At 58.5% G+C, this 17,200-nt stretch carries 16 protein-coding genes; 9 read left to right on the top strand and 7 right to left on the bottom strand.

From position 1 onward, the window contains the following. Positions 1-7: 7 nt before the first annotated feature. On the bottom strand, positions 8-1,561 hold the full coding sequence (gene hutH, locus FCN45_RS06370; RefSeq protein WP_137385442.1) for a histidine ammonia-lyase: 1,554 nt from the start codon (positions 1,559-1,561) through the stop codon (positions 8-10). Between the two features lie 319 nt (positions 1,562-1,880). On the opposite strand from hutH (FCN45_RS06370), the gene hutC reads away from it, so the two are divergent. Then, positions 1,881-2,636, top strand: a complete 756-nt coding sequence (gene hutC / locus FCN45_RS06375; RefSeq protein WP_137385443.1) for a histidine utilization repressor — start codon at positions 1,881-1,883, stop codon at positions 2,634-2,636. On the opposite strand, the gene FCN45_RS06380 is transcribed toward hutC, so the two are convergent. After that, positions 2,620-3,159 carry a HutD family protein gene (locus FCN45_RS06380; protein ID WP_137385444.1) on the bottom strand — a complete coding sequence of 180 codons (540 nt, stop codon included), beginning with the start codon at positions 3,157-3,159 and terminating at the stop codon, positions 2,620-2,622. The genes hutC and FCN45_RS06380 overlap by 17 nt on opposite strands. After that, a complete protein-coding gene (locus FCN45_RS06385; protein ID WP_137385445.1) occupies positions 3,156-4,511 on the bottom strand; it encodes a formimidoylglutamate deiminase in 1,356 nt (451 codons plus the stop codon). Before FCN45_RS06385 ends, FCN45_RS06380 begins: the two co-directional genes overlap by 4 nt. 85 nt (positions 4,512-4,596) lie before the next feature. Here FCN45_RS06385 and hutI point away from each other — a divergent pair, with 85 nt between their 5' ends. The 7 genes from hutI (at position 4,597) to hutH (FCN45_RS06420) (ending at position 11,593) form a co-directional block, all read left to right on the top strand. Beyond that, positions 4,597-5,814, top strand: a complete 1,218-nt coding sequence (gene hutI / locus FCN45_RS06390; protein ID WP_137385446.1) for an imidazolonepropionase — start codon at positions 4,597-4,599, stop codon at positions 5,812-5,814. Then, positions 5,811-6,602, top strand: coding sequence for an N-formylglutamate deformylase (gene hutG, locus FCN45_RS06395; protein ID WP_137385447.1), 792 nt, complete (start codon positions 5,811-5,813; stop codon positions 6,600-6,602). Before hutI ends, hutG begins: the two co-directional genes overlap by 4 nt. Before the next feature lie 393 nt (positions 6,603-6,995). Continuing rightward, positions 6,996-7,847 carry a transporter substrate-binding domain-containing protein gene (locus tag FCN45_RS06400; RefSeq protein WP_137385448.1) on the top strand — a complete coding sequence of 284 codons (852 nt, stop codon included), beginning with the start codon at positions 6,996-6,998 and terminating at the stop codon, positions 7,845-7,847. Positions 7,848-7,859: 12 nt separating this feature from the next. After that, entirely contained in the window at positions 7,860-8,579 is a 720-nt protein-coding gene (locus tag FCN45_RS06405; protein WP_137385449.1) for an ABC transporter permease, read from the top strand. A gap of 11 nt (positions 8,580-8,590) precedes the next feature. Further along, positions 8,591-9,319 carry an ABC transporter permease gene (locus tag FCN45_RS06410; protein ID WP_137385450.1) on the top strand — a complete coding sequence of 243 codons (729 nt, stop codon included), beginning with the start codon at positions 8,591-8,593 and terminating at the stop codon, positions 9,317-9,319. Position 9,320: 1 nt separating this feature from the next. After that, positions 9,321-10,115, top strand: a complete 795-nt coding sequence (locus tag FCN45_RS06415; protein ID WP_101761021.1) for an ABC transporter ATP-binding protein — start codon at positions 9,321-9,323, stop codon at positions 10,113-10,115. Continuing rightward, the gene (hutH, locus tag FCN45_RS06420; RefSeq protein ID WP_137385451.1) at positions 10,112-11,593 is read left to right on the top strand and encodes a histidine ammonia-lyase; all 1,482 of its coding nucleotides are present in this window, start codon (positions 10,112-10,114) and stop codon (positions 11,591-11,593) included. Before FCN45_RS06415 ends, hutH (FCN45_RS06420) begins: the two co-directional genes overlap by 4 nt. A gap of 33 nt (positions 11,594-11,626) precedes the next feature. Here the strand turns inward: hutH (FCN45_RS06420) and FCN45_RS06425 are convergent, their stop codons facing one another. Beyond that, entirely contained in the window at positions 11,627-12,256 is a 630-nt protein-coding gene (locus tag FCN45_RS06425; protein WP_137385452.1) for a flavin reductase family protein, read from the bottom strand. Positions 12,257-12,383: 127 nt separating this feature from the next. Between FCN45_RS06425 and rlmF the strand changes: the two genes are divergently transcribed. Then, complete coding sequence (rlmF, locus tag FCN45_RS06430; protein ID WP_137385453.1) at positions 12,384-13,310, top strand: 23S rRNA (adenine(1618)-N(6))-methyltransferase RlmF; 927 nt, start codon at positions 12,384-12,386, stop codon at positions 13,308-13,310. A gap of 2 nt (positions 13,311-13,312) precedes the next feature. Here the strand turns inward: rlmF and ybiO are convergent, their stop codons facing one another. The 3 genes from ybiO to glnP all read right to left on the bottom strand — a co-directional run bounded on the left by ybiO (position 13,313) and on the right by glnP (position 17,153). Then, positions 13,313-15,589 carry a mechanosensitive channel protein gene (ybiO, locus tag FCN45_RS06435; RefSeq protein WP_137385454.1) on the bottom strand — a complete coding sequence of 759 codons (2,277 nt, stop codon included), beginning with the start codon at positions 15,587-15,589 and terminating at the stop codon, positions 13,313-13,315. Between the two features lie 185 nt (positions 15,590-15,774). Then, positions 15,775-16,497: a glutamine ABC transporter ATP-binding protein GlnQ gene (gene glnQ / locus FCN45_RS06440; RefSeq protein ID WP_101761016.1), complete on the bottom strand. Its 723-nt coding sequence runs from the start codon at positions 16,495-16,497 to the stop codon at positions 15,775-15,777. After that, positions 16,494-17,153 carry a glutamine ABC transporter permease GlnP gene (gene glnP, locus FCN45_RS06445; protein WP_007887744.1) on the bottom strand — a complete coding sequence of 220 codons (660 nt, stop codon included), beginning with the start codon at positions 17,151-17,153 and terminating at the stop codon, positions 16,494-16,496. The genes glnQ and glnP overlap by 4 nt, the downstream gene beginning before the upstream one ends. Positions 17,154-17,200 lie beyond the last annotated feature (47 nt).

Here is a 17,200-nt window from a genome sequence, read left to right on the forward strand (position 1 = left end):
CGATTCCTTAATTAACAGTCTTACGCTGGCTTGGCAGCAGCGCGGTAAGAGATTCAGGCCATGCAGGTGCGCTGGCCCACAGACGCATGGATTCGATATCCGGCGCCAGTAAACGGTCGTGATTGAGGAAGGCCACCTTCTCGCGAATGCGGCTCATCTCTTGCTCCAGCGTCGGCGAACTCTGCAGCGGACGATGGAAATCAATGCCTTGTGCCGCAGCCATCGCCTCAATGCCGACCACAGCGGCGGTGTTGAAGCACATGCTGCCGAGGCGGCGGGCCGCGTAGGTCGCCATCGAGACGTGATCTTCCTGGTTAGCGGAGGTTGGCAGGCTGTCAACGCTGCCCGGATGCGCCAGCGATTTGTTCTCAGACGCCAGCGCTGCAGCAGTGACCTGCGCGATCATAAAGCCGGAGTTAACGCCGCCATCATTGACGAGGAACGGCGGTAAACCGGAAAGACCGGTATCCAGCAGCAGCGCCAGGCGACGCTCGGAGATCGCGCCGATTTCGGCAATCGCCAGCGCTAGAATATCGGCGGCGAAGGCCACTGGCTCGGCGTGGAAGTTACCGCCGGAAATCACATCGCCACTGTCGCTGAACACCAGCGGATTATCGGAGGCGGCGTTGGCTTCAATCTGCAACACGCGCGCGGCGTGCGTCAGGTTATCAAGGCAAGCGCCCATCACCTGTGGCACACAGCGAATCGAGTAGGGATCCTGTACGCGGCCACAATTGGTGTGCGAGCCGAGGATTTCACTGCCGGCTAATAAAGAGGAGACAGCGGCGGCAACGTTGATCTGTCCCACCTGGCCGCGCGCTTCGTGAATACGCGCATCGTAAGGTTTCACCGAGCCTTTAATCGCTTCCAGCGACAGCGCACCGGCCATCAGGCCCGCCGCGAACAGGTTTTCCGCTTCGAACAGCCCGCGCAGCGCCAGCGCATTCGAAACCTGCGTGCCGTTGAGCAGCGCCAAACCTTCTTTGGGGCCCAGCACAATCGGCTGCAGGCCAACGCGCGCTAAGCCTGCGGTCGCAGGGATTAACTCGCCATCGACGCGTACCTGACCTTCGCCCAGCAGCATCAGTGAAAGATGTGCCAGCGGGGCCAGATCGCCTGACGCGCCCACCGAACCTTTCTCCGGGATGCACGGCATCACGCCGGCGTTGAACAACGCCAGCAGCGCTTCAATCAGTTCGATACGCACGCCAGAGTGACCGCGCGCCAGGCTGATAATTTTGGTTGCGACCACCAGACGCGCCACATTGTCCGGCAGCAAATCGCCGAGGCCAACGCTGTGCGACAGCACCAGATTGCGCTGCAGCTCGGCCAGCCGCGCCGAAGGGATCTGCGTCTGCGCCAGCTTGCCGAAACCGGTGTTGATGCCGTACACCACGTTGCCGGATGCGACGATGGCATCGACGGTTTCATGGGCACGCGCAATCGCTGCGCGCGCGTCATCGGCCAACGTGAGCGTTACCTTGCTTTGATAGATGGTGCGCAAGGTAGCGAGGTCCACTTCACCGGGAACGAGGCGAATTTCCTGAACCGAACCTGACATAGTCTACTCCTGTCTATACAAGTGATCTGGCATGAATGGGACGCCGATATTTTGCGATGTGGCTGTCCGATTTGCCGTGGATTGCGATGAGTGAAGCATAAGTGTCTAATCTTGTCTATACAAGTAGCAAGCGCTATGCCAGATTGTTCACGTTCTGTGAAATACGACGCAATGCGCGTTATGCGGTGTAAACGCAGCGGGATTGCACCGGAGCAGGGCGAAAGCTGCACCAATGCTGGGCGCCTTGCACAATTAGATGTATATACATTTACGGGCTGAGACAGTAAACTTTGGGCATTATTCTTTAAAGGAACAGGAAATGGCGGAGCAAACAGCAGTAGCACAGCTGGCTGCGGCGATGGGCGATGAGCCTGCGCCGATTTACCAGCGGGTGAAGCAGGCGATCATCAGCCAAATCCGCGAAGGTCACTGGAAAGCCAACCAGCGCGTGCCGTCTGAAAGTGAACTGGTGAACGAGCTGGGCGTCAGTCGTATGACTATTAATCGCGCGCTGCGTGAACTCACCAGCGAGGGTTTTCTGGTGCGCATGCAGGGCGTGGGCACCTTTGTCGCGGAGATGAAGGGCTACACCGCGATGCTGGAAGTGCACAACATCGCCGATGAGATCGCGCAGCGCGGCCATCGTCACAGCTGCAAGATTTTGTCGATTGGGCAGATGAAGGCCGATCCGGAACAGGCGGCGGTGCTGGGATTATCCACCGGGCAAACGCTGTTCCATTCGCTGATTGTGCATTACGAAAACGATCTGCCGGTACAGCTGGAAGATCGCTTGGTCAATCCGCTGGTGGCGCCGGATTATCTCAGCCAGGATTATCATCAGCTGACGCCGTACACCTATTTGATGCGCGTTGCGCCGCTGACCGCCGGTGAGCATATTGTGGAAGCGGTGCTGCCGGATCTGCGCCAGCGTAAGCATCTGGCGCTGGATGAACATGAGCCGTGCTTGCTGATTCGTCGTCAGACGTGGAGCGACAACAAGATTGTGACCTACGCGCGCCTGCTTTATCCGGGATCGCGCTATAAGTTGCTGGGGCGCTTTAGAGGACACGGCTAAGCGTGACAAATAACAGTCTGGCATCCGGCGTTTGTGGTGCCAGCTCAAGCTTTTCATCCAACCACCAGATCCCCTGATCCACCGCCATAATCTCTCCGGCTGAAGTTTGCCATGTTCCCGCCACCACCCACGCCACGCCGTTTTCACTGCTGACCGTTTCTTGTGCGATGTTCACCGCCGATCGCCAGCTGTCGCGCCGCGTCATGATATTGAAATCCTGACAGCTGCCAGAAATTTTAGCTTCAATCGCCCATTCACCGGGAAACGCCCACGGCTGCAGCGGGGTTAAGCGCTGCTGAGCCTGTTCACTCTCAAGTAAAACGCTGTCGCCGTGAAGTAAGGTAATCACGCGATCGATGCCGGGAAAAGGTGAAAACGGCCCGTCGGCGGAGATGGTAGCGATGCTGGCGCGCCAGGCAAACTGCGCGTCGCCCGGCGGATAGCTGACGATTTCTCGTGTTTCTCCGCCGCCGTTGCGCCAGCGGCTGACCGGAAGCTGGTCGTAGGCAAAACGGGTGCTCATTGTAACGCCCTTATCGCCTCGGCAAAGTTCGCTGCTGCACGCTCTTCTGCCGCATGATGGCCTTCGCTAATCACCTGTTTGCCCGCCACAAACACGTCGCGGATCTGTTCACGCTGGCCGCCAAACAGCCAGCGGTTTAACAGCGATGTGCTGCTGACGCTGCTGAGGAACGCGTCTTCTGCCAGCACCAGCCAGTCAGCACGTTTGCCGATCGCTAGTTCACCCGCCGACAAACCACACGCCTGCGCGCCACCCTGTGCGGCTTGCTGCCACAACAGATCGCCCACGGAAGGTTGATTCGGCAAGGTGATGCGGTTGCGACGGCGATCGCGCAGTCGCTGGCCGTACTCCATCCAGCGCAGCTCTTCCAATGCGCTAAGCGACACGTGGCTGTCGGAGCCAATGCCCCAGCGGCCGCCGCGCGCGATGTACTCCACCGCTGGGAAAATGCCGTCGCCGAGGTTGGCTTCCGTGGTCGGACACAATCCCGCCACCGCGCCGCTCGCCGCCATGCGCTGAATTTCGTCGTCATCAAGATGGGTGGCGTGAATCAAGCACCAGCGCTGATCGACCGCGAAGCGATTGAGCAGCCACGCCACCGGACGCTCACCGCTCCACGCCAGGCTGTCGTTAACCTCTTTCTCCTGCTCGGCAACGTGAATGTGCACCGGCACATCCTGCGGGCAGGCGGCTAATACTTCGTGCATCTGCGCTTCATTTACCGCGCGCAGCGAATGGAAGCAGATGCCATGATTAAGCAGCGGCTTATCCGCGCTCCAGCTCGCCACGCGCTGCTGCTGTTGCAGGTAAGCGTCGGTTTGCTGAATGAAACGGCGCTGGCCGTCGCTGGCCGGTTGCGAACCAAAACCGCTGTAGCTGTAGAGCACCGGCAGCAAGGTTTGGCCGATGCCGGCGGTCTCCGCTGCCGCCATCAGTGCCAGCTGCATGGCATCATCGGCGTAGGGTTTGCCGTGTGCATCGTGGTGCAAATAGTGGAATTCCGCCACCTGGCTGTAGCCGCCTTTCAGCATGTCGATGTAGAGATGCGTGGCAATAGCACCAACCTGCTCGGGCGACAGGCGCTGCACCATGCGATACATCAAATCGCGCCATGTCCAGAAGCTGTCCTGCGGATCGCCCGCCACTTCAGCCAATCCCGCCATCGCGCGCTGGAAGGCGTGTGAATGCAGATTCGCTATCGCCGGAATCACCGGTCCGGCAAGACGCGTGGCATCGCCGGGCTCGCTGTTGGGCGCGAGTTGGGTGATCTGTCCGGTTGCGTTGGTGGTAATCAGCACGCGCTCATGCCAGCCGTCGGCCAGCAGTGCGCGTGGGGCAAAATAGGTTGTCATGGTTGATCCTGCATGGCGGAAAGTTGTATATACATATACATACTTTGAAGCGCAGTGTAAATCGCCGAACGCGAAGGGGAGTGGGATGGCAGAAACAGAGCAGATCGACAGCCTGTGGCTGGGGGCCGACATCGTTACGATGCGTGACGGGCACTACAATCTGATTGCCGACGGTGCGCTGGCGGTCGATCAGGGAAAACTGATTTGGGTGGGGCCACGCAGCGAATGCCCGGCTTTTGCCGCGCGCAAACAGCACCAATTTTCCGGCGGCATCATCACGCCCGGTCTGGTGGATTGCCATACGCATCTGGTGTTTGGCGGCGATCGCAGCCAGGAGTTTGAGCAGCGCCTTAATGGTGTGAGCTATGCAAAAATCGCTGCGCAGGGCGGCGGCATTCTCTCCACGGTGCGCGCCACCCGCGCGGCCTCGCAGCAAGAGCTGGTGGCAAGTGCGCGCTGGCGGCTGGATCGCCTGCTGTCGGAAGGCGTCACCACGGTAGAGATCAAATCCGGTTACGGTCTCGATGAAGCCAGCGAACTGACCATGCTGCGCGCCATTCGTGAGTTGGCGGAAACGGTGCCTGCCGATGTGCAGGCCACTTGCTTAGCCGCGCACGGTTTCCCACCGGAGTTTAAAGACAATCCGCAAGGCTGGATCGATATCATCTGCCAGCGGCTGTTACCGCAGGTGAAAGCAGAAGGGTTGGCGGATGCGGTGGATGCGTTTTGCGAGCATTTGGCCTTTTCTCCTGAGCAAGTTCGCACGGTCTTTGATGCCGCCAAAGCATTGGGCATGCCGGTGAAACTGCACGCCGAGCAGCTTTCGGCGCTGGGCGGCGCGGCACTGGCGGCCAGTTACGGTGCGCTCTCCGCCGATCATCTGGAGTACGCCACCGCAGCGGATGCGCAAGCGATGGCGCAGCACGGCACCGTGGCGGTGTTGCTGCCGGGCGCGTTTTATCTGTTGCGTGAAACCCAGCGTCCGCCGGTAACACTGTTCCGTGAACACGGCGTAGCGATGGCGGTGGCCAGCGATGCCAATCCGGGCACCTCACCGGCGCTTTCGCTGCGACTGATGTTGAACATGGGCTGCACGCTGTTTGGTTTAACGCCGGAAGAGGCGTTAGCGGGCGTGACCTTGTGGGGCGCCAAAGCGCTGGGATTACAGCACTCGCACGGTTCGCTGGAAGCGGGCAAGGTGGCGAATTTTGTTCACTGGCCGCTGGCGCGTCCGGCTGAGCTGGTTTACTGGCTGGGCGGCGAATTGCCGTGCCAGGTTATTTATCGTGGAGAAGCGCAATGACACCTTTTCATTTTACCGCCGGTAAGATTCCGCTGCTGGTCAGCATTCCTCACGCCGGCACGCAGTTAACGCCGGAAGTGGATGCCGGCCTGAGCGACGCAGCGCGCGGCCTGCCGGATACCGATTGGCACTTGCCGCTGCTGTACGATTTTGTGCGCGATCTCGGCGCCAGCGTGTTAATTGGTCACTATTCACGTTTTGTTATTGACCTTAATCGCCCGGCGGATAATCAGCCGCTCTACACCACGGCGACCACCGGCTTGTATCCGGAAACCCTGTTCGACGGCAGCCCCACCTTTGCACCGGGTAAAACGCCGAGCGCCGAGGTACGCCAGGGTTATCTGGACACGATTTGGCAGCCTTACCATCAACAGCTGCAGCAGGAGCTGGCACGCCTGAAAGCTGAACATGGTTACGCGCTGCTGTTTGATGCGCACTCGATCGCCTCGGTGATCCCGCGGCTGTTTGAGGGGCGTTTACCGGATCTCAACATCGGTACCAATGATGGCGCCAGCTGTTCAACGGCGGTGATCAATGCGATCAAACAGGTGTGTCATGCGCAAAACGATTACAGTTGGATCGCGAACGGACGCTTTAAAGGCGGCTATATTACCCGCGCCTACGGCCAGCCGGATCAAGGCGTGCAGGCGGTGCAGCTGGAGCTGGCGCAGCTCAATTATATGGATGAAACCCCGCCGTTTGCCTGGCAGCAGGATCGCGCAGCGCAGCTGCAGAAGGTACTGAAACCGCTGATGCAGGCGTTTTTAGACGCCGGTAAACCTAAGTAAATCCCCCGCACCTATTCGTAGCGGCGCAATTTATTGCACGTTATTCAGATTGGCAATGTGGTCGCCATTCATACGCGCGATTAATCGCGCCGCTACGATTCGTGATCCTGCACTACCACAATGCACACCTTGCCTCCTCGCGGTGCAATATTACGTCCATCGCGTGACCATCTCCCTGAATTTGCGGCTTTGCCGATTTGGCATAGTGCTTGCTAGGTTGTATGTACAAGTAAAGACCGCGCAGCGATTATGAATTTTTATACTGGCTGGCTCACAAAAAGCTCATGCCGACAATGATCTGCCGCACGCTAACTTGTATATACATGAAAGGTCATCTGCAAATATTGCATAAGCAGAGACTGCCAAATTCGATTAATAGCCAGGAGATGCCGCATGACGCACCGCGCCCCGATTCGCCGTTTTTGCCTCACGACCCTGTTTGCCAGCCTGATGATTAGCGGCATTGCCGTCCAGGCGAAAGAGTGGAAATCGATCACCATCGCTACCGAAGGCAGCTACGAACCCTGGAACCTGACGCTGCCGGGCGGCAAGTTGGGCGGCTTTGAACCGGAACTGATGGAAGACCTGTGCAAGCGCATGGGCATTCAGTGCAAGCTGGTGGTGCAGAACTGGGACGGCATGATCGCCGGCCTCAACGCCGGAAAATATGACGTGATCATGGATGCGATTGTCATCACGCCAGAGCGCAAAAAAGTGGTTAACTTCACCACGCCATACGCTTCAACGCCCGCCACCTTTATCACCACCAAAGATAGCCCGCTGCTGCCGGCCGATCACAACATCATCAAGCTGCATGACGATGAGAAAGCGATCAACGCGGCAATTGCCCCACTGAAAGCGGCGCTGAAGGGCAAAACCATTGGTATCGCCTCCGGCACGGTTTACACGCCCTTTATCGACAAGTACTTCAAAGGCGATACCGAGGTACGCGAATACACCTCTTCGGCGGATGCGATGCTCGATCTGCAATCCGGTCGTATCGATGCGGTGTTCGATGACGTGACCTTTGCGCAATCGATGCTGGCGCGCAAAGAGAACAACAATCTGGTCTTCAGCGGCCCACAGCTCGGCGGTCCAATTTGGGGCGAGGGCGAAGCGATGGGCGTACGCATGGCGGATAACGATCTGAAAGCCAGGCTCGATGAAGCGATCCATGCCGCGCTGGCTGACGGCACGGTGAAAAAGCTCAGTGAGAAGTGGTTTAAAACTGACGTAACTCCGTAAGTGAGGTGAAAGATGATGAGCCTGCTGAGTTTTGGTGCTGATGGTTGGGGCCGCCTGATCCTGAGCGCCGCCTGCACCACGCTGCTGCTGTCGCTGGTGGCGCTGATGATTGGTGCGGTGGTCGGTTCCGGTGTGGCGGCCGCCAAATTATCGCCTCAGCGCTGGCTGCGCTGGTTGGGTGAAGGCTATTCGGTGGTGTTTCGCGGCATCCCGGAACTGCTGGTGATCTACCTGTTCTATTTTGGTGGATCCGGCCTGATTACGCTGGTTGGGCAGATGTTCGGCGCAGATGGCTTTATCGAAGCGCCGCCGTTCCTGATTGGGGCGCTGGCCATCGGGCTCATCTCGGGTTCGTATCAGGGTGAAGTGTATCGCGCGGCGCGTCTGGCGCTGGCCAAAGGCGAAGTGGAAGCGGCGGTGGCGATTGGCATGCCGCGCTGGCGCATCGCGCAACGCATTCTGCTGCCGCAGGTGGTGCGTTACGCGCTGCCGGGCATGTCGAACGTGTGGCAGATGAGCCTGAAAGACTCGGCGCTGGTGTCGGTTACCGGCATCGTCGAGCTGATGCGCGCCAGCCAGGTTGCGGCGGGATCCACGCGCGATTACTTCACGTTTTATCTGGTTGGCGCTGCCTGTTATCTGGTGCTGACGCTGGTGTCTAATCATGCGTTTCGTCGGGCAGAGTCGCGCCTTGGTCGCGCGTGGCAAAGTCGCACTGCGACGCAGCATTAAGGAGCAGCAGCATGATCGACTTCGCTTTTCTCTCGGATACCTTACTCAAGCTGAGCGCCGCGCTGCCGGTGACGCTTGGCCTGTTTATCAGCGCCTTTCTCTGCGGCGGCATATTGGCGATTGGCATTTTGTCACTGCGCATGAGCCGCTGGCGGGTGCTGAGCGGCTTCGCACGCGGCTACATTCTGGTGTTTCGCGGCTCGCCGCTGATGATTCAGCTGTTTCTCATCTATTACGGTCTTGGCCAGTTTGGCGTCATCCGCCACAGCTTCGTCTGGCCGTTCCTGCGCGAGCCATTTATCTGCGCGGTACTGGCGCTGTCACTCTGTACGGCAGCTTACACCGCTGAGATTTTGCGTGGAGCGCTGCTCGCCGTGCCGGCTGGACAAGTGGAAGCCGGTCTCGCCTGCGGCATGTCACGCTGGCTGCTGCTGCGCCGCATTATCGCGCCGATCATGCTGCGCTATGCGTTGCCGGCGTACTCCACCGAAGCGATTTTGCTGGTGAAATCCACCGCGCTCGCCAGCCTCGTCACCGTGTGGGACGTGACTGGCGTGGCGCAGCAGATCATTCAGCGTACCTATCGCAGCATGGAAGTGTTTGTCTGTGCGGCGGCGATCTACCTGATCCTCAACTTTATTATCGTCCAGCTGTACGCGCTGTTAGAGCGCCGTCTGACCCCGGCGCATCGTGTCGCAAAAAAGCCGATGCCCGCCGTTAAACCGCTTGCCGGAGAGTAATATGCATTCCACATCACCCGTTACCTTATCCGCCACTGATATCCATAAATCCTTTGGCGCGATGGAAGTTCTGAAAGGCATTTCGCTACAGGCGCATCAAGGCGATGTCATCTCGATTCTTGGTGCCAGCGGCTCGGGCAAAAGTACCTTGCTGCGCTGCATCAACCTGCTGGAAACGCCGGATGCTGGCGTAGTGAGCGTCGGCGGCGAAACCATTGAGATGAAACGCCATGCGCGCGGCCATCAGCTGGCGGCCAATCCGAAACAGATTGAGCGTTTGCGTTCACGCCTTGGCATGGTGTTCCAGAGCTTTAATCTTTGGTCGCACATGACGGTGCTGCAAAACGTCATTGAAGGGCCGCACTATGTGCTGAAGCGCGACAAGAAAAGCTGCATCGCCCAGGCGGAGCAACTGCTGGATCGCGTTGGCTTACTCAATCGCAAAGATTTCTACCCGGCGCAACTCTCGGGCGGCCAGCAGCAGCGCGTGGCGATTGCCCGCGCGCTGGCGATGGATCCGGAAGTGATGCTGTTTGATGAACCGACTTCGGCGCTCGATCCGGAACTGGTGGGCGAAGTGCTGAAAGTGATGCGCAGCCTGGCGGAAGAGGGGCGCACCATGCTGGTGGTGACGCACGAAATGGGCTTTGCGCGCAACGTCTCCAACCGCGTGGTGTTTATGCATCAGGGCACCATTGATTGTCAGGGCGCGCCGGAAGAGATGTTTGGCGCCCAGGGATCGCAGCGCTTTAAGCAGTTTATCTCCAGCCATCACGGCGCGGAGCAGCCAGCATGACCATCGTATGGGGCGACAGCTCATTAACCTGGCAAGAGCTGGTGCAGGTGGCGCGGCACAACGCGGAACTCAGTTTGAGCGTCAGCGCCTGGCAGCGCATTGCGCAGGGGCGCGCGATTGTCGATGAGATTGTCGCCAGCGGCCAGATCGCTTACGGCATCAATACCGGCCTCGGCGCGCTGTGCAACATCACGCTGCCGGAAGATCAGCTCAGCCAGCTGTCGCGCAATACGCTGCTGAGTCATGCCTGTGGCGTGGGGCCGCTACTGACGCGTGAGCAGGCGCGCGCCATTCTGTGCGCGGCGATTGCCAATTACAGCCACGGCAAATCGGGCGTGTCGGTGGCACTGGTGCAGCATCTGCTGGCGCTGCTCAATCAGCAGATTACGCCGCAGGTGCCGTCGCAGGGTTCGGTCGGCTACCTCAGCCATATGGCGCATATCGGTCTGGCGCTGATTGGTGTCGGCGACGTGGAGTATCAAAACCAGATCATGCCCGCGGCGCAGGCGTTAACGCTGGCGGGATTACAGCCTTATCGTCCGGGGGCCAAAGAGGGTTTGAGCCTGGTCAACGGCACGCCGTGCATGACCGGCTTGTCCTGCCTGGCGCTGGATGATGCGGCGCGTTTGCTGGATTGGGCCGATGTCACCGGTGCGATGAGTTTTGAGGCGCTGCGTGGACAGCGGGTGGCCTTTGATGCCGAAGTGATCGCGCTGAAAGCCAGTCCGGGCATGCAGATAAGCGGTCAGCGCTTACGCGCATTGCTGAGTGATAGCCCGCTGCTGGCGACCAGCGTTGGCATTCGCACTCAGGATGCGCTCAGCCTGCGATCCATGCCGCAGGTACATGGCGCCAGCCGCGATCAGTTCGATCACGCGGCGCGCCAGATTGAAACCGAACTCAATGCCTGCACCGATAATCCGCTGGTGCTCGGCACGGCGGATAACTGGCGCGTAGTGTCGCAGGCTAACCCGCACGGCGAATCGGTGGCGATGGCGGCGGATCTGCTGGCGATTGCCATGGCGGAAATCGGCAGTATCGCCGAGCGGCGGCTTGATCGTTTAGTCAATCCGCTGGTGAGCGGCTTGCCGGCGTTTCTGGTGGCGCAGCCGGGCGTTAACTCCGGCATGATGATTGCGCAGTATGTGGCGGCGTCACTCTGTGCGGAGAATCGCCAGCTGGCGCAGCCAGCGGTGCTGGATAACTATGTGACCTCGGGTTTGCAGGAGGATCATCTCAGCCTCGGCACCGGCGCGGCGCTGAAGCTGCTGAAGCTGGTGGGCAACGTGTGGCAGATTCTGGCGATCGAGTATCTGCTGGCGGCGCAGGCGCTGGATTTCCACGGCGAAGAGCAGCTGGCGCAGGGAACGGCGCAGGCATTGCGTCGCCTGCGCGCGGTGGTTGCCAACTGGCAGGAAGACCGCTGGCTGGCACCGGAGATCGCGCGGGCGGTAGAGGTGTTGAAGAGCGGTTTGTAACATGGTCGCCATTTACGGCGACCTGACCAAGGATCAGCGGCGAGCGTCCGGCCGCACCAAATCGAAACGCAGTTCTTCGCTGATGCCGTAATAGGCCGACGGGCCTCCGGCACGCAGGATTGGCTGTGCTTTGGCCGTTTGATAAATACCCTCTTCCAGAAGGGCTTCATCAATATGAATGGCGACCGCTTCGCCCAGCACCAGCCAGCTATCAATCGGCTGGCCCTGGGCATCCTGCAACTGAATCAACTGCGTCAACTTACACTCAAAATTCACCGGGCTTTCCGCCACCATGCTGACATTGACGTGTGACGCTGCAAGCGGCGTTAATCCCGCCAGCGCAAACTCATCCTGTTCTGACGGCACCGATGCGGAGCTCTCATTCATCGCCTCGGCCAGCGGACGCGTGGCCAGATTCCAGACAAACTCTTTGGTCTCTGAGATATTTTGTACGCTGTCTTTCCAGCCGCTGCTGGCAAAACCAATAATCGGCGGATGATAGTTAAAGCAGTTAAAGAAGCTGTAGGGCGCTAAATTGCGAACCCCGCTGGCGCTTTGCGAGCTGACCCAGCCGATTGGGCGAGGGCCGACGATGGCGTTCAACGGATCGTGCGGCAAACCGTGTCCCGCGCGGGGCTGATAAGAGTAACGCTGACGAGTCATAACCATCCTTATAAGAGAACCTGAGTGTGGTGCACTAATCTCATCTAATACGGTGAATTCGATTAAGCGCATTGTGCGATGCCGCTAGCCAGAGTATCTTACGCCCGCGCTATTTTCCGGAGAAACTATGAACAAGCCAGCCGCCACGTCACCTTTCCATCCGCGTAACCGCCACCAGGGCCGTTATGATTTTGCTGCTCTGACCGCAGCCCATCCGCCGCTGGCGGTGAAAGTGCGTCCCAACGGCTACGGCGAGTTGTCGGTGGATTTCGCCGATCCTGAAGCGGTGATGCTGCTGAATCAGGCGCTGCTGAAGCTGTTCTATAACCTCAACTGGCAGCTACCTGCAGGTTATCTGACGCCGCCGGTGCCGGGCCGTGCCGATTACGTGCATGCGCTGGCCGATCTGCTGGCGAGCGACAACGGTGGCGTGGTTCCACGCGATCTGGATGTAATGGATATCGGCTGCGGCGCGAACTGCATCTATCCGCTGATTGGCAACGCCGAATATGGCTGGCGCTTCACCGGCACCGATATCACCGCCGAAGCGATTACCGTGGCCGGGCAGATTGTGGCGAGTAATCCGGGCTTGCAGCGCGGCGTGCGTCTGCGTCGGCAAAAAGAGGCCTCGGCGATTTTCGCCGGCGTGGTGCATAAGAACGAACGCTATCATGCGGTGCTGTGCAATCCGCCTTTCCATTCATCTGCGGAAGAGGCGGCCAGCGTGGGTCAGCGCAAAACGCGCAACCTTGGCTTAGGCAAAAATGCGCCGCTTAATTTTGGTGGCCATCACAACGAATTGTGGTGTGACGGCGGCGAGCGCAAGTTCGTTGGTCAAATGATCGCTGAAAGCGTGACGCACTCAGACGCCATTATTTGGTTCACCTCGCTGGTCTCGCGCAAAGAGAATTTACCGGCGCTGCGCGACCAACTGCGCGATCTCGATGCTTATGAAGTGCGCATCATCGAAATGGCGCAAGGGCAGAAGCAGAGCCGCTTTATCGCCTGGACGTTCCAGCCGCCGGCGACGCGCGCCAAACGGCTGAAACGCTAACCTCATTGCGCCGGCGGCAACGCCGGTAAGCTGGCAGCGGAGGGAATATCGCTGCCGGTTTGCATCACTGCTACCGTTTGATGCGGCGCTTTAATGCCGGCCGCATCAAAATGCTTCTTCACCTTATCATCCAGCGCAAAACGTACCGTCCACTGCTTCAGCGGCTGGGTGGTGAACGACACGCGCACGGTAAAGGATTGGTTGGTTAATCCCACTAATCCGGCAAAACTCGGCTCGCCAATCACCATGCCGCGAATCTCCGGGTTCTCCAGCAGCTCTTTCACCGCGCCCTGCAGCGTTTGGTTAACGCGTTCGGTATCTTCACTGCGATCCACATCGTAGTTCGCCACGAACGAGCCGATGCCGCGCACAAAGTTGGCGAAGGTGGTGATCGATGACCACGGAATAATGTGATACGCGCCAGTATCCTGACGCACGCCCACCGAGCGAATCGACATGCGCTCTACGGTGCCGGTGATCGGGCCAATGGTGACTAAATCACCGGTGTTCATGCCGTTCTCAAACTGGATAAAGATGCCGGTGATGATGTCTTTCACCAGCGTTTGCGAACCGAATGATACCGCCAGACCGAGCGCACCGGCACCGGCTAGCAGCGGCGCAATATTGACGCCCACTTCCGACAGTAAAATCATAATGGTGATGGTGCTTATTACTACCGCCAGCGCGTTACGAAACAGCGTCAGCAGCGTGCGGGTGCGTGCGCTCGGCATGGGGCGGCCGTGCGAATCCGAGGCGAGGCGACTTTCGATCAGGCTTGCCAGCAGCGTCCAGCCGACTGCCGACAGCAGCACAATGATCACGATACGAATCAGCACATCCACCATTTTTTGGCCGGCGCCAAGCGTGAGCCAGTGCCAGAGATCAAACAGATTCCATGCGTTGAGTAGCAGCAACAGCGTGGCAAACACCGTGACCACGCGCGCCAGTTTCAGCAGCGCTTTCACCCAATCGTTCACGCGCTTTTGCAGCTCGGGATAGTTGCGGCGCATGTCGGGCGACAGCGTGACGGTTTTGCCAATCCAGCGCGTCAGCATGCCGGAAATCAGCGCGGCGATAACCACGATCGCCAGGCTGCGCACCGTGGCGGACATCATAAACTTCAGGCTGTCGCCGGGATTGAAGATCGAGAACAGGAACAGCGCGATAAAGTAGGCGCTGGCCAGCCAGTGCCACACCATGCCAAAGGCGCGGATGAACAGCGCAAAGAAGCTCAAGCTGCGATCGGCAAGACGCGACAGTTCATGATGGATGTTGCTTTTGTTGCGGAAAATCAGCCACAGCGCCCAGCCGGTCATGATCCCCATAATCAGCATGTTGACCAGCGCCGCCACCTGAATATTCACCTGATTGGAGACAATCGGCACCACCACCAGTAAACCGTAACCGATGGTGCCGCTTAGCCAGCTCAAACGTGTGTTCCAGTAGCTGGCGCGCGCATCGGTTAAGTGGAAGAAGCGCAGCGAAGGGAAACGCGGGCAGAATATCAGCCGCAGCACCGCTTTAAAGAACTCAATCAGCGCGAAAGCGTTAAGGAAAAGGCCTTGCTGATAGGCGATGGTGCGGTTGTTGTTGTGATAGTTGTCGCTGATGATCTGACCGACAAACAGCGTCAGCGCTAGCAGCACAATATCGAGCACAAAGGCCATCAAGATAGTGGCGGGCAAGTGCAGCCACTTGGTGCGCTCAAGGTTTTGATCGCGTCCCCAGCGGCCCATGCGGCGCCACACCGGCCACATTAGGCGGCGTGTCAGCCAGTAAAATGCAAACACCGCGGCGGAGAGCGCAGCGAAGTATTTCAGCGCGTTGAAGAAGGTTTGCTGGTTAAAGGATTTGTGTGGCGCATTGGTGATGTTGTCATGCAGTTGCACAAACTGCGCGGCCACCGCGCCGCCGTATTCACGCGTTACGCTGGTGACGCTCTCCAGTACCGTGAGATCGTCCCGATTGGCCTGCGGCGGCGCCAGCACCGGTTGGTCGCTGGTGGATTGGCTGTTGGCAGCCTGACGTAACTGATCGATCAGTTCCTGACGCGAGGCGTTGTTATCCAGAATATTCGCCAGCGCGGCATAGGCGGCTTTTTTCTCGTCTAAGTTGGGTTCGCCTTCGGCTTTATTATCCGCTGCCGGGGTTTGCGACTGCTGTGCTGCGACGGCCGCCTGCGGCAGATTAACGGCCTGCGCCGGGGGAATGAGAAACAGAGTGAAAAAACTGAAGAGTAACCACACGGCTGAACGCCATGGTGGGCTGGCAGACGACATCGCTTTTCTCCTTTAGCTTCGCGCAGCGGCACAAGAGAGAAGTATAGTCAGTGATGGAAGGTGAAGATTTTGAAAAGGAAAATTGAATCGTGGTACCTGCCGTAGTGGCGCGATAAATCGCGCCACTACAAATGCTGCATGTAAAAAACCGCCGCCGAAAATGGGCGACGGTTTGATGGCAGAGCTTAGGATACGTGCTGCAGGAACTCGCGCAGACGGTCGCTCGGCGGGTTGGTGATCAGATCGTCCGGGTTGCCATCTTCAGCGATGGTGCCTTTGTCGATGAAGATCAGACGCGAAGCCACTTTTTGGGCGAAACCGACTTCGTGCGTCACGATGACCATCGTCATGCCTTCTTCCGCCAGATCCTGCATCACTTTCAGTACTTCGTGACGCAGCTCGGGATCCAGCGCTGAGGTTGGCTCATCAAACAGCATCATCTTCGGTTTCACCGCCAGCGCACGCGCAATCGCCACGCGCTGTTGCTGACCACCGGAAAGCTCAGACGGGAAGTGGTGTGCACGCTCGGCGAGGCCCACTTTACCCAGCAGCTCACGCGCCAGCTTATGCGCTTCCTCTTTCTTCGTACCACGCACGCGAATCGGACCAAAGGCGACGTTATCCAGCGCGCTCATCTGTGGGAACAGATGGAACTGCTGGAACACCATGCCTGCTTCCTGACGAATCAGTCGCTCATCCACTTTCGGATCATTGACCTTCATACCATCGACGATCAGCTCGCCGGTGGTGATCTCTTCCAGCTTGTTGATGCAGCGCAGCAGCGTGGATTTACCGGAACCGGAAGGTCCGATAATCACCACCACTTCGCCTTGATTAATCTTCAGGTTGATGTTGTGCAGAACCTGAGTCTGGCCGAAATTCTTCGAGACGTTTTTAAATTCAATCACAGAATTTTCATCCTTTTCTCAATACGGCGCAGCACAAAGCTCAACACCAACGTAATAACCAAATAGATAATGGCAACGGCGCTCCAGATCTCCAGCGCGCGGAAGTTACCGGCAATGATCTCCTGACCCTGACGCGTCAGTTCGGCCACGCCAATCACGATAAAAAGCGACGTATCTTTGATGCTGACAATCCACTGATTACCCAGCGGTGGCAGCATACGGCGCAGGGCCAGCGGCATGATCACATAACGCAGGGTCTCGCGGCGCGACAGACCCAGCGCCAGACCCGCTTCACGGAAGCCTTTATTAATCGACAGTACCGCACCGCGCGTGATTTCCGCGATATAAGCGCCGGAGTTGATCATGATGGTGACCACCGCCGCGCTGAACGGATCGATACGCAGATCCGGGAAAGCCATCGGCAGGGCGAAGTAGATAAACATTACCTGAACCACGATTGGCGTACCGCGAATCAGTTCGATGAAGACTAAGGCGATGTTGTTGGTGATCCAGCCGCCGTAGGCGCGGGCAAAACCGGCAACTAAACCGATAATTAAACCGCCGACCAGGCCGAGGACCGAGATCAGCAGGGTCATTTTGGCGCCTTCGATTAAAATCGGCAGGGCAGGCCAAATGACGCTCCAGTCAAACTCCATGGTGTGACTCCAAAATCTGTTGCGTGGAAATGTAAAAAGCAGGGAGT

Origin of the sequence: Pantoea sp. SO10 (assembly GCF_005281435.1) — a bacterium.
GTDB lineage: Bacteria > Pseudomonadota > Gammaproteobacteria > Enterobacterales > Enterobacteriaceae > Pantoea > Pantoea leporis.